We start from the raw sequence: 20,359 nt of genomic DNA, 5'->3' as shown, positions 1-20,359 counted from the left end.
ATACCACACCGGCGCCTTATCCCATGTCCACACCGCTGCCAGGCATCGCCGAGGGCGAAGCGCTCACCATTACCGACGACGGCACCAAGGTTCGCGACCTGATGCATCATGGCATCATTTCCTGTGCGCCGGACGATACCGTCGGAACAGTGGCCAAGGTCATGGTGGACAAGGAGATTCATGCGGTGGTGGTGATGGATGAGCAGGGTCAGGCGGTCGGCGTCGTGTCGCAGACCGACATGGTGCTGGCGCGGCAGGGCCGCACGCCGGATGAGGCGCGCGCGATGCAGGCCAGGGCGATCATGACCCCCGGCTGCGCCACCTGCGATGCCGACATGCTGTTGAGCGACGCGGTCAGTCTGATGACCGGCCGGCGGATGCATCGCCTGGTGGTCACCGAGAACGATCGGCCGGTCGGCGTCATCTCCATGACCGACGTGGTGCGCAAGATCATCGGCGAGTAATCAGCGTTCGCGCAAAGTGCTGCAAAGTGCCCTTCTCGTTCTGCGCGACCGAGAAGGGCTTTTTTCTGAAATGATCGAGGATTTCCTGCCGTGCAAGCCATCGTCTGCCATGAACTCAGCGGCCCGGCTGCCTTGCGGCTGACCGAGATTGCCGAACCGTTCCCCGGTCCCGGTCAGGTGCGGATCCGGGTCCGCGCGTGTGGGGTCAATTTCGCCGACAGCCTGATCACCCGCGGCCAATATCAAAAGCAGCCGCAACCGCCTTTCAGTCCTGGCTTTGAGGTTTCCGGCGAGATACTGGAACTGGGCGCCGGCGTGAACGGCGTCGTCATCGGGCAAAGGGTGATCGCCATGACGCCGCACGGGGGCTATGCCGAGCAGGTCATCGCCGACATCACGCGCTGCGTGGCCATGCCGGCGGCGATGTCCTGGGAACACGGCGCCGCCTTTCCCGTGGTCTTCGGCACTTCGCATGTCGCCTTGTCGCATCGGGCGCGCTTGCGGGCGGGCGAGACGCTCGTCGTGCATGGCGCTGCTGGCGGCGTCGGCCTGACCGCGATCGCCATCGGCAAGCAATTGGGCGCGACGGTCATCGCCACCGCCAATGGCCCGGAAAAGCTGGCGGTGGCGCGTGCCCACGGCGCCGATCATCTGATCGATGCCAGCCGTGAGGACGTGCGCACACGGATCAGGGAACTGACCGACGGTCGCGGCGCCGACGTGGTCTACGATCCGGTTGGCGGAGAGTTGTTCACCGCTTCGCTACGCAGCATCGCTTTTGCCGGGCGCATCGTGATCATTGGTTTTGCGAGCGGTATCGTGCCGCAGATTCCCGCCAATCATCTCCTGGTCAAGAATGTGGACGTCATCGGCCTCAACTGGCCGGCTTATGCGGAATTGAATCCCCGGGTGATGACCGAGAGTTTCCAGACGCTGATGCAATGGTATCTGGACGGCGCGATCGTGCCGCACGTCTCGGCGACCTATCCGCTGGCAGAGGCGATCGAGGCTCTCAATCAGGTGCTGCTGCGAAAATCTACCGGCAAAGTCGTCCTGCTTATGGATCGCCGTGACTGAGGTCCCCGTATCCGGGAGGCGTGTATACTGGTTGCATCGTTCAACATAACCCGCAATGAATTAGAGTGGCGCAGGCATTGGCCGGCGCCGTTTTCCCTCAGCGAGGAACTACCCGCGCTGATAATCACGAGAAAGGACTTTCATGAATCCCCAGAACGGTTACGACATCGAAGACTTGTCAGTCGGCATGAGCGCAGAAACCGCCAAGACCATTACCGATGCAGATATCGTCCTGTTCGCCGCGGTGTCCACGGACGTCAATGCGGTGCATATGGATGAAGACTTTGCGAAAACCACGATGTTTGGCGGCCGCATCGCGCACGGCATGTTATCGGCCAGCCTGATTTCAGCAGTGCTGGGCAATCGCCTGCCCGGCCCCGGCACGATCTACATGAACCAGTCGCTGCGCTTTCGGGCGCCGGTGCGTCCCGGCGACACCGTTCATGCCAAGGTGACGGTCAAGGAAGTGATCACCGAGAAGTCACGGATAGTCGTCGACACGGTGTGCACCGTGGGCGACACGGTGGTTATCGATGGCGAAGCGACGTTGATGACCACCTCGCGGCGGAAACGCGAAGCAGCCGGCAAGTAGTTCTTCGCCGCGAAGCGACCCGCGCTCCAGCCGACTCTGCTCGCCGGATTGAGGCAACCCCCAGTTCGGCGGCAAGCGAGCAGTGTCGATGCCGCTGGTCGTCATCGTCGTTTTGACCACCCGCTGCCCCCGGCAATTTTGGCTGCCCTGGCGTAGGGCGCAATAACCCGCGGGAATGGCGCAGGATGCCCGCGGAACTGGCAAATTGAGTGCCTGTCTGATTTTTAACCTTACACTCCATCACCAAGCCCTCGGACCGTCAGGCAAGCGGCGCACTTCACAGCCGCTACATTCCCGCTTTGGGCACACGCAGGCGCAGTTCACAAGGAGGCAAAGATGAAACTACAAGCGACGAAGATCGAGGACTTGAAGGGAAAACTCGGGGGCCAGGTGATTCTTCCGAGCGACGATGCCTATGACGAGGCGCGCAAGATATGGAATGCGATGGTCGACAAGCATCCGGCGATCATCGTCCGCTGCGCCACCACGTCGGACGTTGTCCTGGCGGTGAACTTCGCGAGGGACAACCGGCTTCTGCTCGCCGTCCGCGGCGGCGGGCACAACATCGCCGGCAGTGCCATGTGCGATGACGGTATGGTCATCGACCTCTCGCCGATGAAGGCCGCGATCGTCGACATCGCTGCACGCCGTGTCACCATCGAGGGAGGGGCGACACTCGCGGATCTCGACGCCACCACCCAGGCCCACGGCCTCGCTACGCCGCTGGGCATCAACTCGACGACCGGCGTCGCCGGACTGACGCTTGGCGGCGGCTTCGGCTGGCTCAGTCGCAAGTACGGCATGACCATCGACAACCTCGAGTCCGCCGAGGTAGTCACCGCCGCCGGCGAGATAGTGCACGCCAGTGACACCGAGCACCCCGATCTCTTCTGGGCGCTGCGGGGTGGCAGCGGCAACTTCGGCGTCGTTATCCGCTTCACCTTCCGACTCCACCCCGTCGGCCCGGACGTGCTCAGCGGCCTGATCGTCTACCCGATCGCCGAAGCGAAGTCAGTGCTTCGCCAATACCGCGAATTCACCAGGAAAGCGCCGGACGCTCTCTCGGTGTGGGCCGTCCTGCGCCAGGCTCCGCCGCTGCCGTTCCTCCCCGAGGAAGTCCACGGCACGGGGATGATTGCGCTCGCACTGCTCTACGCCGATGACCCGAAGGTGGGCGAGCCGCTCATCGACCCACTCCGCAAATTCGGCACTCCGCTGGGCGAGCATGTCGGCGTCCAGCCGTACACCGCCTGGCAGCAGGCGTTTGACCCCCTGCTTACCCCTGGTGCACGCAACTACTGGAAGTCCCACAATTTCTCGACGCTCCAGGATGGGCTGTTCGACGCCGTCGTCAAGTCCATCGAGAAGCTGCCGTCGCCCCAGTGCGAGATTTTCTTCGGCGCCATCGGCGGAGCCACCACACGGCCAGCGCCCGACTCGGCAGCATACGCCCACCGCGATGCGCAGTTCGTGATGAACGTCCACGGCCGCTGGGAAGACCCGGCCGACGACGACCGCTGCATCGGCTGGGCGCGTGACTTCTTCAACGCCTCAGCGCCTTTCGCCAGCAGCGGCGTCTACGTCAACTTCCTCACTGCCGATGAGGGTGATCGCGTACGTAGCGCCTACGGCCCAAACTACGATCGCCTTGCCCAGGTGAAGCGCACCTATGACCCGGACAACCTGTTCCGCACGAACCAGAATATCCAACCCGCCTGAGAGATGATCACCAAGGGTCGTTGCTGGGGTCCGAACTGAAATTCCACCAGCCTGGCCAGGTAAGGCTTTCATGAGTGTACCCTGGCGCGTCGTTGCCGGCAGCAGGGCGTCTGCCAACTGAAGTCGTCCGTTCGGGAACCCCATGGTCCGCATCTACGCGCTTGTCTTCGCCCTCTCGGGCATATCCGGGCTGATCTACGAATCCGTCTGGAGCCACTACGTCAAGCTGATCCTCGGCCATGCCGCTTTTGCCCAAACGCTGGTGCTGGCCATTTTCATGGGCGGCATGGCGGCCGGCTCCTGGCTCGCGTCGCGCGTCTCGCAGCGCTTGCGCAGCCTGTTGCTGGCCTATGCCGCGGTCGAAGCGGGCATAGGCATCATCGCCATCGCTTTCCAGCCGATCTTTGCAGCGAGTACGCACGCGCTTTTCGACACCGTACTGCCTGCGCTGGACCCCGGCATGGCCGCAGTCGCGGCCAAGCTGACGCTGGCTGCGCTGCTCATCCTGCCCCAGTCGCTGCTGCTCGGCGCCACTTTTCCGCTGATCAGCGGCGGCGTGCTGCGCCTCGACGCCCAGGGCACCGGGAGAACCGTAGCGCTGCTCTACTTTGCCAACAGCATCGGGGCGGTCATCGGCGTGCTGTGGGCGGGTTTCTGGCTCATATCGGCGGTCGGACTGCCGGGAACTCTGCTCACCGCCGGAATTATCAACGTCGGCCTCGCGCTGCTGGTTTTCTGTCTGGTCAGGTTCGGGCAGCAGGCAGAGCTCGCCACCCCGCCCACGCCACCGAACGCGGATGACGTCGCCGACGGCGAGGGGCTGCGCTGGATACTCTGGGCCGCGGCGATTACCGGCGCTGCGTCGTTCTGCTACGAGATCGCCTGGATCCGCATGCTCAGCATGGTCCTCGGTGCTTCGACGCACTCCTTCGAACTGATGCTCGCCGCGTTCATTCTCGGTCTCGCGCTGGGCGGCCTGTGGATCCGCCGGCGCATCGACACGCTGCCCAATCCCAGGCTGTTCCTGGGCATCGTGCAACTGCTGATGGGCAGCCTCGCGCTGGCCACCCTGCCGCTCTACAACCACTCCTTCGACCTCATGGCGGCGGCGATGCGCGGTCTGAGCCGCAGCGACAGCGGATACGTGCTGTTCTCCCTGACCGGCCATGCGATCGCCATGCTGGTCATGTTGCCCGCGACCTTCTGCGCCGGAATGACCCTGCCTCTGCTGACCCTGATCCTGTGGCGCAGCCGCTGCGGCGAACGCGCCATCGGCCAGGTGTACGCCGCCAATACGCTGGGCGCGATCGTCGGCGTAATCGCTGCCGTGCACCTCGTCCTGCCGGCCGTCGGGCTCAAGGGGCTGGTGCTGTTCGGCACGCTGCTCGACGGCGTGCTCGGGCTCTACCTGATTGCCGGCGCGCTCAGCGACGCGACGCCGCTGCGCCGCTACGGCTGGCTGGGCGCATTCGCGCTGGCCTGGGTCGTCTGCCTGACCAGCGTCGACTTCGACCCACAGCGGATGGCTGCTGGAGTCTATCGCCATGCCAGCCCGACGGTGAAAGAGGGCGTTGAAATCCTCAGTTGGCGGGACGGCAAGACAGCGTCGATCGGGCTGGCCCGCGACGCCAGGGGCCTTGTCGAAATCACCACCAACGGCAAGGCGGACGCGTCGATCAACATGAGCGGCAAGGGTTCCCCGTCTCCCGACGAGATCACGATGACCCTCGCGGCGGTGATCCCGATGCTCCACCACCGGCAAGCCCGGACGGTGGCCAATGTCGGTTTCGGCTCCGGACTGACCACCCACGCCTTGCTCGCTTTCCCGCAGGTCGAGCGCGTCGACACCATCGAAATCGAACCCGAGATGATCAAGGGCGCGCGCCTCGGTTTTGAGGCGCGCGCACCGAGAGCCTTCAACGACCCGCGCAGCAGGATCTTCATCGACGATGCCCGAGCGTATTTTTCCAGCCACGGCAGACGCTACGACCTGATCGTTTCGGAACCCTCCAACCCCTATGTATCGGGTGTCGCGTCGCTGTTCTCGGAAGAGTACTACCGGCACATCACGCGCTACCTGGCCCCCGATGGATTGTTCGTCCAGTGGCTGCAGATCTACGAGACCTCAATTCCCGTCGTCGCGTCGGTGATCGGTGCCCTGGACAGCGTTTTTTCGGACTATGTCGTCTATGCGACGGATGACGTCAATATGCTCGTCGTCGCTCGCCGCTCGGGAACCATCCAACCGCCGGACTACCGACTCCTGGATGAACCGGACGTCCGCGCCGAGTTGGCACGTGTGGGCGTCGCCGGTCGCGCCGACCTGGCGCTGCGTCTGGTCGGCAGCAAGGCGCTGTGGTCGCCGCTGCTGGCCATGGTCGGCGCGCCGAAAAACTCCGACTACTTTCCCTTCGTGGATCAGAATGCGGCCCGCTATCAGTTCCTCCGCAAGCGCGATGCCTTTCCCCTGCTTGCCCTGGGCGACCATCCCGTTCCCGTCCTCGAAGCGCTCAAGCTCAGGCGGGAACCGGAAAACAGCCCGGTCGGAGCGAGCACGTATTTCGACACCACAAACACTGCCCACCTCGCGCAGCGGATCCGTGATCATCTACTCGATGGCCATCAGAAGACCTCCTTGCCGGCCGCCTTCTGGTCCAGCCTGGCAGCAATCCGTGCCGAGCATGATTGTGATGGCATGGCCCCGGCCACGATCCTGGCACTGCTCGACGTGGCGCGCAGGACGCATGCTTTCCTCGACGCGCAGGACGTAGACGCCATCTGGTCGCGGCTTGCATCCGCGTCGCCGTGTAACCGGCCGGGAACACGCGTCGGCAGGTGGGTGACCTTCCTGCGTGCGCTCGGCACGCGTGACTGGCCGGCCACCGCTGATGGCGCCAGCGACCTGCTGGCGACGGAAGGATCGGCGCTCGCCGGAGCGCCGCTGGAAACGCTGCTCATCGCGGACTTGACTGCCCGACTGGTCACCCACGACAAGGAGGGTTTCATCCGCACCCGCCGCGATTACCTGTGGCCCGCAGTGCAGGAAAAGCGGGTGGCCGACCTGCTGCTCATGAATCTTGTGCTGTCGCAGGCCCTCGTCCTGGGTTGGCGCGATCCGCTGGCCAGCGAGCGCGCTGCGCAGTAGTCGCCGCGGGTATCGGTTATTACATCAGAATATCGAGTTGGTCGCGGTTTTATTGCCCAAACAGCTTCGTTGCCAGCGGAGTGAGTTGGCCCTTGAAGGTCTTCCACGGGAGGGCCGGGATTTCCGGGCTACCTGCTGCGTGCGGGAAAAGGCTGTCGGGGCTGATGATGACTTCCAGCCCTTTGGGGCTCAAGGCCCAGTTTTGGGGGTCAAGGACCAGGGCGCGGACTTCTGCCGGTTTCGCGAAGGGTTCCAGATCAGCTTTCTTGAATTGCTTGGTCGCGTGGCGGGTAATGATGTCGCCGTAGGCCTTGCTGGTGAAGATGTCCTTCGCGCTCAGGGTCCTGCCTTCCGCCAGCATGTAGTTGAACTGGGTCAGGGCGGCCATGGGGTGGGCGGCGCCAATGCCAAAATAGTCCGACACGATGGTGATGCTCAGCAGTTCCGGGGAGGCAAAGTTGACACTGGCGGCACTGCCGGTTTCTTCGCTGGAGCCGCCTGCCGGTTCCTTGGGCAGGGCGAAGTCCTTGTCCATACGGGCATTGAAGGCCTTGGCGCCAGGAACATCACTCAGCAGATACACCGGTGAGCGGCTTTGGCGTACATAGCGTTGCCTGGCGTAGGCGCTATCGGCGGGGATGTCGGTCTTGTCCAGCTTGTGCAGGGCAACCCTATCTACGGTAAGGAAGCGCAGGCCGTTCTGGGTGGTAAGCGCTCCGTTAAGGGAGGCAAGCCGAGCCTTCAGGGAGGCCGTCAGCGCATTGACCATTTCCTTGCCCGGTGCCGCGGTGTTGGCGTCGTCGTTACGGGCCTTGAGCCATTCCCGCTGGGACTTCTTCACCAGATCATCCCAGGGGCTACCCACGCTCACGAGGAGCTGCTGATAGGTCTGGGCAACGCTTTCATCCAGCTTGCCAAGGTCGGCATTGCCGCAAAGGGTCTTTTCTACCAAGGTGCCCGCCTTGGCACAGTCAAAACTGGCGGCCATGGCGAACGTGCCTGCCCCGAGCAGCAGCGATGCGGTGATGGCGGTGAGGGCAAAACAGCCAGGCGATGGGTGGCGGCGCATGGTCGTCCTGGTGAGTAAGGTGAGCAATTATAATCCCGGCTCTGTGGCGCAAGAAATCAACAAAACAGGCAAGGCGAGACGTCGGAGGATTGCTCTACGAGCGCTGATGCCTGCAAGATGGTCGCATATCTCGCTCAGTGGCCGGCCGGCGATCAGCCGATCGCCGCCGGCAGTCCGGTCCACAGGATTCCCGCGGGCAGGCTGGCACGCCCGACGCGACCCTGGAAGCCGCGCAGCGGCAGAGCGTAGCAGCGCACGTCGTCCTCGATCGGATTGATCAGCTCGTCGATCTCCTCCAGGCAGCGATCCTTGTCGGTGTCGCTGCCGACGAGCAGAAAGATGCTGTATTCGAGCGGCGCGGCGTGCCGGCACATCCGCCGATGGACGCGCAGCAGGCGCCGCGGATCGCTGATGTCGTAGCCGATCACGAAGGCCAGCGCATTCCTTTCAGAAGCCATCGTCATCCCCGGCGGAGCCATTACCGGCCTCATCCATCGGCTCGTTCGCCCACTCGGTATCAAGCGGAGGAGAGCAGGGCGCATCGACCGCACCGGCCAGCGCGATCGCGTTCGCCACGTCACTGACACTCTCGGCCAGCAGCTTGCGCAGGCGTGCGGCGAGTGCCTCCCACTCGGCGTAAAAGCGCGCGCGTCCCGCCTTGCCGAGCAGACAGCCGCTCTCGGTCGTTGAAAAGTCCTCGGCGCGCAGCTTTTCCGAGCGAAAGAGCATCAGCGCGTGCTGATCGACCTCGACCCGCAGCGCCTCGACGAGATCGCAGGCCAGCGACTCGCGCCCGAAGTCGAGCGCATGGTAGAAGCCGACGAAAGGGTCGAGTCCGGCGCCGTACAGCGCCAGAACGGTCTCCGCGTGCAGTAGCGTGTAGCCCAGCGAGAGCATCGCGTTGACCGGGTCTCTCGGCGGTCGCCGGTTGCGGCCGCTGAATTTCAGACGCTCGGGCAGCAGGTCGGCGAAGCCCTCGAAATATGCCGCCGCACCGGCGCCTTCAAGGCCGCGCAGCGAAGCGATCGACCGCTGCTCGTCCACCGCGGCGATGCTGCTCGCCAGGCGTTTCAGGCTCAAGGTCAGCAGGTAGCGCGAGCGCGGCTCGCTGTCACGCCGCTCGGCGAGAAAATCCGCCTGCGCGCGCAACTTGGCCTCGACGATGGCGCGCGAAAAGCGCAGGCAGAAATCGGCATCGAGCGACAACCGGTATTGCGCAACGCGCCGCGCGGCATCGTTGTGTGGTCGGCCGAGCAGCATCGTCGGCACGGCCTTGCGCCCGGACAGGACGACGACGCCGATGCCGCGCTCACCGAGTTTGCCGAGCAGCGCTGACGACAAGGTCACGTCGCCGCGCAGGAACACCCGCGACAGTGGCGCCAGCGGTACCGTTCCGATGCGCTCGCCGTTCTCGTGGAACACCAGCGCCTCGCCATCTGCCTTCAGCGTCACGCCGCGTCGGTCCACATACAGGCTGGTCATTGCTTCTCTCCTTTGCTCAAACGATCAGGAAGACGTCGGTCACCGGCTCTGTCGCCCGGCCCAGCATGTCACGCCGCATGCGCGGATCGAGCTGAAAGACGTGCGCGCGGTCCTCGCTCGGATCGAGCAGATCGGCCAGCGTGCGGCGCACCTCGCGCAACTCGGCGGCAGTCAGCCAGCACTCGAAGAACGACTTCTGGCCACCGACCCGGTAAGCCATCAGGTACTTCTGCACACGCCGCCGCAGTTTGTTGTCGCAGACGTCGTAGCAGACCAGGAAAAGGGTTCGTGCCGCATCGCTCATGTCGCCACGATAGGCCGGTGCGGACCGGCTGTCCGGTACGGCAAGCTTGCCGGCACGGCGCCACCGCCTGACACCGGGGAAAGGCCACCGATCAGCCAAATGAAGCGCTCGATGCGCGCAAGTGGACGAAGGGAGTCTCGAGGTCCGTCGCGTAGGGCGCAATAACCAAAGGCATTGCGCCAAATTGCCCCCGGACTTGCTACGCCAGGAGATCCCCTGAATCCGGTCCCGGCAATGTCCGTCGCCTGCCAGCAACTCTCCTCGTTGCACGCCTGCCCAGCGCCGCTTCGACCTGCGCGGCAAAGCGGATGTCGCCAAGGGCAAAGTTACCGTTGGTTGCCTGGCGGATAGAATCGCCCACCGCAGGTTTCAGTTGATCACGGAACAGCTCGCGGTAGGCTGCCTGTCGTGCCTCGCCAGCCAGACCGAGTGCTGCACGTAACGCTGCCCCAGCGCCTTCATCCTAGAAACCTTGGTTGATGACGACAGAAGATGCCAGCAAAGGATGGCGGTCCCCCACTTCGTGCGCGATTCTTGCAGGTCAGCGCCAACAAACGGCAAGACTTGCCGACACATACAAAATTCTGCATACTCGAATGAATGAGTGATCCCAAGCCTGTCGAGTTCCGGGGCAGCGCCCTCGATGACTTACGCGCATTCCCCGCCTCGGCACGGCGCGAGGCCGGGCACCAACTTGACCAGGTTCAGCACGGCCACGAGCCGGACGACTTCCAGAAAAAGACGCAGAAGACCACCCAGCGGGATCTCGATCTGGCCGCTAAACGCTACAGTGACTTGGTTAAGGAATTGGCTCAATGAGCAACGAACGATTCTCCAGCGTCTGGGATGCCATCGAGGACACGCCAGCGGAAGCGGAAAACATGAAGCTTCGCTCGGTTCTGATGATGGCCCTGAAAGAGCACATTGCCCGCGTCGATTTGAGCCAGTCCCAGGCAGCTCAATTGTTTGGTGTCACGCAACCCCGCGTCTCCGACCTGATGCGCGGCAAGATCACCCTGTTCAGCCTGGATGCTTTGGTCAACATGGCGGCAGCCGCGGGCTTGCACGTCGAAATGCGCGTGCTGGAAACCGCATAGGAGAAGACCAGAGTAAGCACCACCTTCCCTTCGCCCGGCAAGATACGCCGCATTGAGGCAGGGCGATGGGAATAGACAAAAAAATACTAGCCCAGAATTGTGGTCGGTCTCCGATTCCCGCGATTCCCGTCACCGATTCCCTCTGCCGTTGCCACCCACCCGTATTCCCTTTCATCATCCGGGGCGGCGTGAGCCGCCTCACGCAATGACCGTTAGGTACGCGTAATCGACGCTCCACCGTCGACCAGCGAGGCGGTGCCAGTCACGAAGGCCGAATCATCCGACGCCAGATACAGCACCGAGCGAGCCAGTTCTTCGGGACTGGCTACGCGCTTCAGTGCGTGCAGCTTGGTCACGAAGGCCTGTGACTCAGCCGTGTTGTTCATGCTGCGGTACATGTCAGTGTCCACCGCACCGGGCAGGATCGCGTTGACACGCACCCCTTGCGGACCAAACTCGGCAGCCAAGGCCTGCGTTAGGCCGATCAGGCCTGACTTGCTTGCAGCGTAGGCGGCAACGCCCGGGAAGGCAAAGGTGTGACCGACGAAGGTCTAGGTGAAGATCACCGAGCCGCCGCCGGATTTGAGCATTTGCGCGATCTGGTGCTTGGCGCCCAGAAAGGAACCGGTGAGGTTGATGGCGATGGCGTCATTCCAGCCCGCTTCGGACACCTCGGTGCTCGGACCACCTTCGCCCAGTGTGCCGGCGTTGTTGAAGCCGATGTCGAGCCGGCCGTAGCGCTCGACCGCCAGAGCGACGAGCGCCTTGGCATAGTCCTCCGAGCGCACATCGCCAGGCAGTGCGGACGCTTCGCCGCCGGCCGCGCGGATCTGCGCGACCAACTCGTCCAGCTCGCCCGTGCGCCGCGCGCCGACGATGACTTTGGCCCCTTCGGCGGCGAACAGCTTGGCGGTGGCGCGGCCGATGCCCGAACTGGCCCCGGTAATAATGGCAACTTTTCCAGACAAGCGTCTCATGGTGATCTCCTGATTGGCGCTGGACGGACGGCGTCCGCCTCCGAGCGCGTTGGTAGCGATTGATTGACCTGCAAGCGGTAGCGAGTTGGTCACTCCTTGACACTCCTGGACTGGCTCACGTTGGCGGGCTGAGTGAAGTGTGGTGCCTAATCGCTGTTCGCGGTAGAGTGCAAATCACGGAATAGCTTTTCGGGAAGGTCGAACAATGTTGAAGCTAGACGGCATTTCCAGCTTTGTGGCCATCGCCGAATCCGGCTCGATCAGTGAGGCGGCGCGACGCCTGAATCTGTCGAAATCAGTGGTCAGCGAGCGCCTCGCCGAGCTCGAGCGAATGCTGGGCGCAAGCCTGCTCCATCGAACGACCCGCAAGGTGAGCCTCACCGAGGACGGGACGGCGTTCCTTGAGCAAGCCGCACACATCATGCGCGCGGTCGAGGAGGCAGTTGCCGACATGGCCGAGCGCCGTGGCAGCTTGTCGGGACCCTTGCGCATTTCCGCTCCGGCCACCTTCGGCCGCATGCATCTGGGACCGGCACTCTATCCCTTTCTTGCCGAGCATCCCAAGCTGGAACTCACGCTGGACCTGAATGACCGACGAGTGGACGCGGCCGCCGACGGCTATGACGCGGTGGTCAGGCACGGTGCCCTGGAGGATTCGCGGCTCGTAGCCTGGCAGTTGGCTCCAAGTCGACGCCTCCTGCTTGCGTCACCCGACTACCTGGCGCGGCAGGGTATCCCAAGCACGTTGAACGAGTTGGCGAACCATCGTGGCATCTTCTACATCAATCGGGGAGTGGCCGATTGGACGTTCCAGGGCGAGGAAGGTGCACGGGTGGTTCGTGCCACAGTCGCATTGCGTGTCAATAATGGCGACATGATGCGAGACGCAGCTATCGCCGGCTTGGGCATCGCGCTGCTGCCGACCTTCATCGCCAGCGCGGAGATCCAGTCGGGTGCCTTGCGGGTGATCGACGTAGGCCTACAGGCGGCAGCCGAGTATATCTATGTGGCGCACCCCGAGGGCCGGCGTGCGTCGGCCAAGCTGCGGGCATTTGCTGAACGCCTGCGAAACGTCTTCGGCGACCCACCATACTGGACGCCTGGAGCCATCCAGGCGAAGCTGTTCCTTTGGCAGCGAAAACCGTAAGTCAGCGTGTCAGCGCGTCACCGCGTAACTGACCCCAAAGAGCGAGAACCTGGGCAGCGCGACGAGGAAAGGTCTTGTGCGGACATCTGCTCGCCGTCACGCAGGCTGAGTGGCTGCTGCTGGCTGGGACCGGCCGAATTCGATACCTGGCGGTTAAATCAGCGCTTCCTTGGCAGGACAGATCATGACGGTCTCAATCCCTTTGATTTCAGGGCTGGTTACTGACCGGCGCTGGTATCACGGTAGCCAGTCTCAAGACGTCTCAATCCCTTTGATTTCAGGGCTGGTTACTGACGACATCGACACAGATTGATGCGACGTGGGGCGACTGTCTCAATCCCTTTGATTTCAGGGCTGGTTACTGACACAAAAGGCGGCTCGCTCCGCTAAAGCACAGGGTCTCAATCCCTTTGATTTCAGGGCTGGTTACTGACAGGCTGACCCCTTCTACATCCCGCCCCAGTTGTGTCTCAATCCCTTTGATTTCAGGGCTGGTTACTGACCCGGAGGAAGAACGTAAGGTCGGCTAACCCCCATCGTCTCAATCCCTTTGATTTCAGGGCTGGTTACTGACATCGTTGATCTGATGAATGAGCGGGGGGCAGATTGTCTCAATCCCTTTGATTTCAGGGCTGGTTACTGACATGACGAAGGCACAAGCCGCTGCAAAGCGTCGGTCTCAATCCCTTTGATTTCAGGGCTGGTTACTGACGTTTTACGGGCGCGCATTGACGTACCACGCCAGGTCTCAATCCCTTTGATTTCAGGGCTGGTTACTGACCTTTGCCGAGGGATTCACAAGCGGTTTTGTTTGTGTCTCAATCCCTTTGATTTCAGGGCTGGTTACTGACTACTCGCGAATCCAGCAGTCGGTATTTCTTTTACGTCTCAATCCCTTTGATTTCAGGGCTGGTTACTGACTGAAAGGCGAGCAGATATAACGCAAGATGAAGCGGTCTCAATCCCTTTGATTTCAGGGCTGGTTACTGACTTAACGAGCTTTTGTCATGGTCTACCGGGTTGTGTCTCAATCCCTTTGATTTCAGGGCTGGTTACTGACGTTTAGCGATGTGTGTACCGCGTGTGTGGTGCAAGTCTCAATCCCTTTGATTTCAGGGCTGGTTACTGACTTAAAGACGCGATAGCGGCGCGCAATGCGAACGTGTCTCAATCCCTTTGATTTCAGGGCTGGTTACTGACCCAACTTCGTCGCAGTCAAGGTGAACGTAAAAATGTCTCAATCCCTTTGATTTCAGGGCTGGTTACTGACACCAGAACTAAGACCCCTCGCGTTGTTTCCAAGGTCTCAATCCCTTTGATTTCAGGGCTGGTTACTGACCTTGCGGCATATATCGCTGCCGAAAAGGCTGAAGTCTCAATCCCTTTGATTTCAGGGCTGGTTACTGACGCGCTTGACGGATTTACAAGGCCGATCTTAAGGTCTCAATCCCTTTGATTTCAGGGCTGGTTACTGACTACACTTGACGCATACACTATGCCGATAGTTCAAAGTCTCAATCCCTTTGATTTCAGGGCTGGTTACTGACTATATCGCTGCTGAAGCCGCAAGGGTAGCAGCGGTCTCAATCCCTTTGATTTCAGGGCTGGTTACTGACCTGGCTCGACTTGATGCCAGCCTGCGGGCGGTTCGTCTCAATCCCTTTGATTTCAGGGCTGGTTACTGACGCACGCAGATGATGGGTCAAGCTGACCGCTGCGTCTCAATCCCTTTGATTTCAGGGCTGGTTACTGACGAATCGCGAAAGAGATGGGAATCAGCTTCGAGGAGTCTCAATCCCTTTGATTTCAGGGCTGGTTACTGACCACCTAAGTTACGGAAACCGTAACAACATAACTTGTCTCAATCCCTTTGATTTCAGGGCTGGTTACTGACGTAGTAAGAACACAAGATGTAAGCACAGAGAGTCTCAATCCCTTTGATTTCAGGGCTGGTTACTGACTGCGTACGAGCGCGAAGACGGCCCCGAGCTTGTGTCTCAATCCCTTTGATTTCAGGGCTGGTTACTGACAGAACTGCGCGCCTTCAACGGCGTCGACGCAGGTGTCTCAATCCCTTTGATTTCAGGGCTGGTTACTGACAGCACAAACACAAGTATCGTCGACGCGAATGGCGTCTCAATCCCTTTGATTTCAGGGCTGGTTACTGACTACACTGAATTACATCGCAGCACATGATCGTGCGTCTCAATCCCTTTGATTTCAGGGCTGGTTACTGACAAAGGTGGCGACTAAATGAAATTTCTTGCGTTGTCTCAATCCCTTTGATTTCAGGGCTGGTTACTGACCGAGAATGGCTTTGCGTGAGTTGTCGCTTGTCGTCTCAATCCCTTTGATTTCAGGGCTGGTTACTGACCGCAAGCCATGATGTGGACGTTCGCTGAACTACGTCTCAATCCCTTTGATTTCAGGGCTGGTTACTGACACGTTAGAAAGGTAATTCAAAAATGAGCACTATGTCTCAATCCCTTTGATTTCAGGGCTGGTTACTGACAGAATGTGCGTGCTCTGCTATTGAAATAGCAAAGTGTCTCAATCCCTTTGATTTCAGGGCTGGTTACTGACAGGCTTGCAGCGTATGTCGCTGCCGAGAATGCAGGTCTCAATCCCTTTGATTTCAGGGCTGGTTACTGACTTCACAGCTAACCGCGGTCAGTACAAGTTTGACGTCTCAATCCCTTTGATTTCAGGGCTGGTTACTGACACGGCTTGCAGCGTATGTCGCTGCCGAAAAAGCGTCTCAATCCCTTTGATTTCAGGGCTGGTTACTGACTCAGGAGCATTACTTAGTCCGCATGGGCAAAGCAGTCTCAATCCCTTTGATTTCAGGGCTGGTTACTGACAACAGGTTGGCGCTAAGGGTAGCGACCGTTTTGGTCTCAATCCCTTTGATTTCAGGGCTGGTTACTGACCGACGACTTCGGATTGCTCGAAGTGCAACTGACCGTCTCAATCCCTTTGATTTCAGGGCTGGTTACTGACTATTTCAGCCAGCGGAACACCGACCACGAAGGTCTCAATCCCTTTGATTTCAGGGCTGGTTACTGACAAAGCTCTCGCAGCAAAGCTCGTCCTGCACCGCGTCTCAATCCCTTTGATTTCAGGGCTGGTTACTGACTCGAAGGAATGGACAAGAACGAATTCCGCGAAATGTCTCAATCCCTTTGATTTCAGGGCTGGTTACTGACGCTTGAAACTGAGCGTGTTGAAGCTCAGCCAGAGTCTCAATCCCTTTGATTTCAGGGCTGGTTACTGACAAGAGGCTGGCGGCAAGGAAGCGGGACCTGTGGGTCTCAATCCCTTTGATTTCAGGGCTGGTTACTGACAGTGAATGCGCCACGCTAGTATCACAATTATTCGTCTCAATCCCTTTGATTTCAGGGCTGGTTACTGACAGGGTGCTGCGCTTGTGACGTTTGCTGACTACGTGTCTCAATCCCTTTGATTTCAGGGCTGGTTACTGACCTGCCGACTTGCGCCACAGAACGCATAATCTGTCTCAATCCCTTTGATTTCAGGGCTGGTTACTGACGCCATCCGCACGATCCGAGAACGCCTGAGTGTGTGTCTCAATCCCTTTGATTTCAGGGCTGGTTACTGACCAACCAGCACCAAACCCGCCAAGGTTGTGTCTCAATCCCTTTGATTTCAGGGCTGGTTACTGACTGCACCTACGCAATTGTAGCTTCTTTTTCAGATACTTGGCGGGGCCCGTCCCAGCTTTTCTCCTGATCCTCGGAGATGTGTCCCGCCAGGGACTCGGCGAGGCGGTATCGGCCGAGGCCGAAAGCGGCTTCCTTGCCCACATGCAGCCACTCTCCGAGTTGCAGAAGCGCGGCGAAGGGGGCGAGTTGGCCTTCGAGCCGCCACGTACCGATGACCCCGCCGAGGCTCATTTTTTGCTGCTGGCGTGATGAGAAGCGCGTCCAGTCGAGCCAGGTCAGACTTTTCTCTTCGCGGATGTCGCCACATGCGGCGCTCAGCGCTGAGAAATCGTCCACCAAAGGGCCAGCGGAGTGGAACTCGGCGAGCAGGCTGGCACGCCGAGCCAGGGCCATGAGCAGTGTTCGTGCGTGCACTTTCTCCGGGGGCAGGGCGTGGCCGTTGTGCTGCAGGCGCAGCGGGGTTGCGAAGCAGAGTATTGCGTTCGTCATCGCTGGCTCGTCGTCGCTGCGCAGGCTGATCGCCTGCGCGTGCTCAGCGATGGTGCCGATCTCGGGGCGGTGGATTTCCTGCTCGGTACGCTCGCCGCAATGGACGACATGAATAAGTTCCGCGGTACCGTCGCCGGCGCCGATGCCGCGCGCGAGGGCGCGTCGCCAGGCGAGAATGATCAGCGGCAGTTCGTGCAGTGCCCGGCCGATCAGCACCTGATGGAAAGCCAGCGTCTCGCCGGCGGCGAGCACGCGGCTTCCCCAGGCCGGCGGTTCGATGACGTAGGGCGCGGGGATCTGCGAGAACTTCTGCAGGCGGTGCGTCGCTGGAGCCGGCGGCGCGAAGACCGCCGGGTAAGGGCATGAGCCGATCAGCGGGCAACCGGCACACTCCTTCTGCCGCGTCATGCAGGCGAGTTGGCGCAGCGCGTGGCCGAAGGCGCCGCGCAACATCGAGCCGGAATAAGCGGGCAGTCGAATCGCTTGGCTGGCCTGGAATTCGAAGCGATAGCGGGCGACCGGGAAGGAAGTGGCGGCGTTCATGAGGCACGCAGCGCCGCGAGTTTGAGCTTCTTGCGTTCGTCCTTGATGTCGACCCTGACGACCTTTGGCAGCCATTCCTCGATTGCCTCAGCGGCGCTTAGCCGCTCTTCAAGAGGCCAGGCGGCGGCATCGCGCGCAAGTTCTTGTGCCTTGCGGTGATAAGTACCGTTGGCGTTTTCGCGGTTGCCGCGCAATTGTTCGGCGCGCGCGGCGAAGTCGGCGATGAATTCCTCGATACGCCGGCGGTTGGGGCTCATCTCGGCCAGCGCTCGGGCGCGTGTTTCCTGCGCTTCGGCTTCGGCACGGGCAATGACCTCGGCAGCGGCTTTTCGCCTGGCGATGGCGACTGCGGCAGCGGCCCGCTGCTCGGCCTTCTCTTCGAGCCGCAGCAGCCGATCCTGATGCGCTTCGCGCAGCGGCCGGCTGCGAACGGCGAGTTTCTGGCGGACGGTGTCCGACAGGTGGCGATGCCGGTCCTCACTGGCATCGACCCAGAGCCAGCCGAAAGGCAACAGCCCGCTGTCGGCGGCACGGCTGAGGCTGGCGTAGCGCTTTTCGGTGGTGTTCGGACGATAGTCGGATGTTTGCTTGCCGTCGACGCGCGCGCCGAGGATCTTGATCCGCCGCACGCCATCGAGGGTGACCGATTCGGCACCCGAGTGCCGGCCGACGCGCAGCAGAAAGCCCTGCCTGGCGGCGATCAGTTCGCCGAGTTCACCGCCGAGCAGATCGGCAAGCAGCCGTGCCCAGTCGGCGTCAAGGAGCCGGCCGAGGACGGGATGATCCAGCTCGGCCTCGAGCTGCGGCCGGTAGAAGGCGTTGCACGCGTCGCACAGGCTGTTCCAGCGCATCCTGTCGTTGTCGAGCCGGATCTCGCCGAGAAAACCGGCCGGAATGGCGTCGGGGATGGTCTCGAGAAAAACCTTCAGCTCCGGCGATCCGCGTTCGCCTTCACGCGGCAGGCGCTTCTTCTTGCTGATCGCGTAGATGACACGCGTCGGCGGGGGAACTCCGCCGTCGTCGGCGTGTGCGTCAGCGAGCGCCAGATGGCGGAAGGGGTCGTTCTCGAATTTCCCGGCGGTGTAGCCGAGCAGGCGCTCTTCGAGGCTGCGCGGGCTGGCTCGCCGGTCGGGCGGCGCGGCGCCATCGTTGAGCCGGTTGAGCCACGCGGTGCGGATGCTGCCCTTGAGCGAACTGCCCGGCAGATAGGGTGTGCCGTCGAACGGCCGATAGGCCGTGCGGGCGATCGGGAAGACGTTATAGGTCGGCTCGCCGTCGCGACCGCGCTGCATCGGGCGGCCGGCCTTGTCGGCGTATTCGCGGGCGATCGCCTCGGTGACCGCGACCTGGCTGCGCGCGAATTCGGCAAAACGCGCCGCCGAATCCCGGAAGAAGCGCTGCAGCGCGCCGATCGGCTCGCGCTGGTCGGCCAGCGTGGCAAGCTGTCGGCGTTCGTTGTCGCTCAGAGCCAGCGACAGGTCAGCCGGGTCGAGGACGTGCAGCAGGCCGGCGTCAATGACGAAGCCGCTCGGCTCATAGACTTCGTCACAGCCGACATGAATCGGCGACAGCGTCGAAATGGCCAGGTGGCGGACGATGGTGCGCGGGGTAATGGTCACGGTGCGGCCTCCAGGGCGATCGTTGCGACAGGGGCGTAGCCTTGCTGCACGGTGGCGGGCTCGGCCTTGGAGAGTTGCCCGGCGCCGCCGAGTCCCTGGCCGACGAAAGGTCGGAGGGCGAAGTCGCTGATCGGCGTCAGGACGGCGCCGCTGGCGGCCAGCAGCACGGGCGTCTTGAACGGCTTGCCGGCGAGCGCCAGCGCGTTGCCATGGCGGCCGAAGCGGGTGAGCACTCGCCAGTAGCTCTGCGACCCGGAGAAGCCCAGGCCCTGCGGCGCGCAGGGAGCGAGCGTCCAGCAGGCATTGGCGCCGGCGGGGACAGCGAAGTCGGCGGCTGCGAGGCTGACCAGCGTGAACTTGCCGAGGCCCACGCCGGCGTCGCGGCCGAAGCCGGTGCTGCCGATGGCTGCTAGCAGGCATCCCGCTTCGTCGGCGCCGACGCGCTCGGTGTCGAGAACGAGGTACACGTCGATGCGCTGCCCGGCGGCGTGGAAGGTCTGCGCCACCGTGTAGGGTGCGAAGACGCCTTCGCCGGTGCTGCCGGTCAGGCGATCGAGCGTGTTGTGCGCCTGCACGGTCTGTCGCGGTGCGCTGCCGTAGGCGACGGCGTCATCGACGGCACTGGCCAGCAGCGCGGCGAACGCGGCACCCGTACCGTCCACCGGAATCCAGCGCTTCTTCCTGGCCGCCTTGCGCTGCGCCGGGTCCGCCGCCGGCGCGGCGAAGTGCTGCGGCAGCGTTGGTCTGGGCAGGTAGCCGGCCGGCAAGCCGTCGGAGACGACGAGCCAGGGTTGACCCTGCGTATAGCCGTCGAGGCGGCGCGTGAGCTCGGCTTCGCCGGCGGCTTCGCGCAGCGCCCAGCAGAGCTGGCCGAAGAGCGTGTCGCCGGCGAGCGGCGTGCCGAGCGGCGTGTGCAGCGCCAGCGTGGCGCGATGGAGGGCGTACGGCATCG

The 20,359-nt window shown here is 62.1% G+C and carries 15 protein-coding genes, 1 pseudogene and 1 CRISPR repeat array; of the genes and pseudogenes, 8 read left to right on the top strand and 8 right to left on the bottom strand.

Features of this window, described 5'->3' with window-relative positions:
• Window positions 1-23: 23 nt before the first annotated feature.
• The 5 genes from ACCAA_RS21960 (at window position 24) to ACCAA_RS05195 (ending at window position 6,997) form a co-directional block, all read left to right on the top strand.
• Complete coding sequence (locus tag ACCAA_RS21960; protein ID WP_342674029.1) at window positions 24-464, top strand: CBS domain-containing protein; 441 nt, start codon at window positions 24-26, stop codon at window positions 462-464.
• A 90-nt stretch (window positions 465-554) separates the two neighbouring features.
• Window positions 555-1,541, top strand: coding sequence for an NADPH:quinone oxidoreductase family protein (locus ACCAA_RS05210; protein WP_186406168.1), 987 nt, complete (start codon window positions 555-557; stop codon window positions 1,539-1,541).
• Between the two features lie 142 nt (window positions 1,542-1,683).
• Entirely contained in the window at window positions 1,684-2,133 is a 450-nt protein-coding gene (locus ACCAA_RS05205; protein WP_186406167.1) for a MaoC family dehydratase, read from the top strand.
• A gap of 336 nt (window positions 2,134-2,469) precedes the next feature.
• Window positions 2,470-3,852 carry an FAD-binding oxidoreductase gene (locus tag ACCAA_RS05200; RefSeq protein ID WP_186406166.1) on the top strand — a complete coding sequence of 461 codons (1,383 nt, stop codon included), beginning with the start codon at window positions 2,470-2,472 and terminating at the stop codon, window positions 3,850-3,852.
• Between the two features lie 142 nt (window positions 3,853-3,994).
• Window positions 3,995-6,997, top strand: a complete 3,003-nt coding sequence (locus ACCAA_RS05195) for a fused MFS/spermidine synthase (RefSeq protein WP_186406165.1) — start codon at window positions 3,995-3,997, stop codon at window positions 6,995-6,997.
• A 49-nt stretch (window positions 6,998-7,046) separates the two neighbouring features.
• Here ACCAA_RS05195 and ACCAA_RS05190 read toward each other — a convergent pair whose 3' ends face one another.
• The 4 genes from ACCAA_RS05190 to cas2 form a co-directional block, all read right to left on the bottom strand.
• Window positions 7,047-8,066 carry a DUF3298 domain-containing protein gene (locus ACCAA_RS05190; protein ID WP_186406164.1) on the bottom strand — a complete coding sequence of 340 codons (1,020 nt, stop codon included), beginning with the start codon at window positions 8,064-8,066 and terminating at the stop codon, window positions 7,047-7,049.
• A gap of 152 nt (window positions 8,067-8,218) precedes the next feature.
• Complete coding sequence (locus ACCAA_RS05185; protein ID WP_186406163.1) at window positions 8,219-8,524, bottom strand: CRISPR-associated endonuclease Cas2; 306 nt, start codon at window positions 8,522-8,524, stop codon at window positions 8,219-8,221.
• Window positions 8,514-9,548, bottom strand: coding sequence for a CRISPR-associated endonuclease Cas1 (gene cas1, locus ACCAA_RS05180; protein ID WP_245754450.1), 1,035 nt, complete (start codon window positions 9,546-9,548; stop codon window positions 8,514-8,516). The genes ACCAA_RS05185 and cas1 overlap by 11 nt, the downstream gene beginning before the upstream one ends.
• Before the next feature lie 16 nt (window positions 9,549-9,564).
• On the bottom strand, window positions 9,565-9,951 hold the full coding sequence (cas2, locus tag ACCAA_RS05175; protein WP_245754449.1) for a CRISPR-associated endonuclease Cas2: 387 nt from the start codon (window positions 9,949-9,951) through the stop codon (window positions 9,565-9,567).
• A gap of 501 nt (window positions 9,952-10,452) precedes the next feature.
• On the opposite strand from cas2, the gene ACCAA_RS05170 reads away from it, so the two are divergent.
• Window positions 10,453-10,671, top strand: a complete 219-nt coding sequence (locus ACCAA_RS05170) for a hypothetical protein (RefSeq protein WP_186406162.1) — start codon at window positions 10,453-10,455, stop codon at window positions 10,669-10,671.
• Entirely contained in the window at window positions 10,668-10,949 is a 282-nt protein-coding gene (locus ACCAA_RS05165) for a helix-turn-helix domain-containing protein (RefSeq protein WP_186406161.1), read from the top strand. The genes ACCAA_RS05170 and ACCAA_RS05165 overlap by 4 nt, the downstream gene beginning before the upstream one ends.
• Before the next feature lie 212 nt (window positions 10,950-11,161).
• Here the strand turns inward: ACCAA_RS05165 and ACCAA_RS05160 are convergent.
• Window positions 11,162-11,926 (bottom strand): annotated as a pseudogene (locus tag ACCAA_RS05160) (SDR family oxidoreductase).
• 205 nt (window positions 11,927-12,131) lie between these two features.
• Between ACCAA_RS05160 and ACCAA_RS05155 the strand changes: the two are divergent.
• A complete protein-coding gene (locus tag ACCAA_RS05155; protein ID WP_186406160.1) occupies window positions 12,132-13,073 on the top strand; it encodes a LysR family transcriptional regulator in 942 nt (313 codons plus the stop codon).
• Between the two features lie 190 nt (window positions 13,074-13,263).
• Window positions 13,264-16,757: direct repeats of the CRISPR family, unit length 36 nt; unit sequence GTCTCAATCCCTTTGATTTCAGGGCTGGTTACTGAC.
• Between the two features lie 5 nt (window positions 16,758-16,762).
• Here the strand turns inward: ACCAA_RS05155 and cas6 are convergent.
• The 3 genes from cas6 to csm4 are packed head-to-tail and all read right to left on the bottom strand — an operon-like array spanning window position 16,763 to window position 20,357.
• Window positions 16,763-17,788 carry a CRISPR system precrRNA processing endoribonuclease RAMP protein Cas6 gene (cas6, locus tag ACCAA_RS05150; protein ID WP_186406159.1) on the bottom strand — a complete coding sequence of 342 codons (1,026 nt, stop codon included), beginning with the start codon at window positions 17,786-17,788 and terminating at the stop codon, window positions 16,763-16,765.
• On the bottom strand, window positions 17,785-19,407 hold the full coding sequence (locus tag ACCAA_RS05145) for an RAMP superfamily CRISPR-associated protein (protein ID WP_186406158.1): 1,623 nt from the start codon (window positions 19,405-19,407) through the stop codon (window positions 17,785-17,787). Before ACCAA_RS05145 ends, cas6 begins: the two co-directional genes overlap by 4 nt.
• Window positions 19,404-20,357, bottom strand: a complete 954-nt coding sequence (gene csm4, locus ACCAA_RS05140; protein ID WP_186406157.1) for a type III-A CRISPR-associated RAMP protein Csm4 — start codon at window positions 20,355-20,357, stop codon at window positions 19,404-19,406. Before csm4 ends, ACCAA_RS05145 begins: the two co-directional genes overlap by 4 nt.
• Window positions 20,358-20,359 lie beyond the last annotated feature (2 nt).

Origin of the sequence: Candidatus Accumulibacter aalborgensis (assembly GCF_900089955.1) — a bacterium.
GTDB lineage: Bacteria > Pseudomonadota > Gammaproteobacteria > Burkholderiales > Rhodocyclaceae > Accumulibacter > Accumulibacter aalborgensis.
The sequence above is the reverse complement of the archived record's forward strand: the minus strand, read 5'-3'. Positions and strand labels throughout refer to the sequence as shown.

What these genes read in the sequence shown, in the direction of transcription:
- ACCAA_RS21960 (WP_342674029.1), top strand. Translation starts at nt 24, where the DNA reads ATGTCCACACCGCTGCCAGGCATCGCCGAGGGCGAAGCGCTCACCATT.
- ACCAA_RS05205 (WP_186406167.1), top strand. Translation starts at nt 1,684, where the DNA reads ATGAATCCCCAGAACGGTTACGACATCGAAGACTTGTCAGTCGGCATG.
- ACCAA_RS05200 (WP_186406166.1), top strand. Translation starts at nt 2,470, where the DNA reads ATGAAACTACAAGCGACGAAGATCGAGGACTTGAAGGGAAAACTCGGG.
- ACCAA_RS05195 (WP_186406165.1), top strand. Translation starts at nt 3,995, where the DNA reads ATGGTCCGCATCTACGCGCTTGTCTTCGCCCTCTCGGGCATATCCGGG.
- ACCAA_RS05190 (WP_186406164.1), bottom strand. Translation starts at nt 8,066, where the DNA reads ATGCGCCGCCACCCATCGCCTGGCTGTTTTGCCCTCACCGCCATCACC.
- ACCAA_RS05185 (WP_186406163.1), bottom strand. Translation starts at nt 8,524, where the DNA reads ATGGCTTCTGAAAGGAATGCGCTGGCCTTCGTGATCGGCTACGACATC.
- cas1 (WP_245754450.1), bottom strand. Translation starts at nt 9,548, where the DNA reads ATGACCAGCCTGTATGTGGACCGACGCGGCGTGACGCTGAAGGCAGAT.
- ACCAA_RS05170 (WP_186406162.1), top strand. Translation starts at nt 10,453, where the DNA reads ATGAGTGATCCCAAGCCTGTCGAGTTCCGGGGCAGCGCCCTCGATGAC.
- ACCAA_RS05165 (WP_186406161.1), top strand. Translation starts at nt 10,668, where the DNA reads ATGAGCAACGAACGATTCTCCAGCGTCTGGGATGCCATCGAGGACACG.
- ACCAA_RS05155 (WP_186406160.1), top strand. Translation starts at nt 12,132, where the DNA reads ATGTTGAAGCTAGACGGCATTTCCAGCTTTGTGGCCATCGCCGAATCC.
- cas6 (WP_186406159.1), bottom strand. Translation starts at nt 17,788, where the DNA reads ATGAACGCCGCCACTTCCTTCCCGGTCGCCCGCTATCGCTTCGAATTC.
- csm4 (WP_186406157.1), bottom strand. Translation starts at nt 20,357, where the DNA reads ATGCCGTACGCCCTCCATCGCGCCACGCTGGCGCTGCACACGCCGCTC.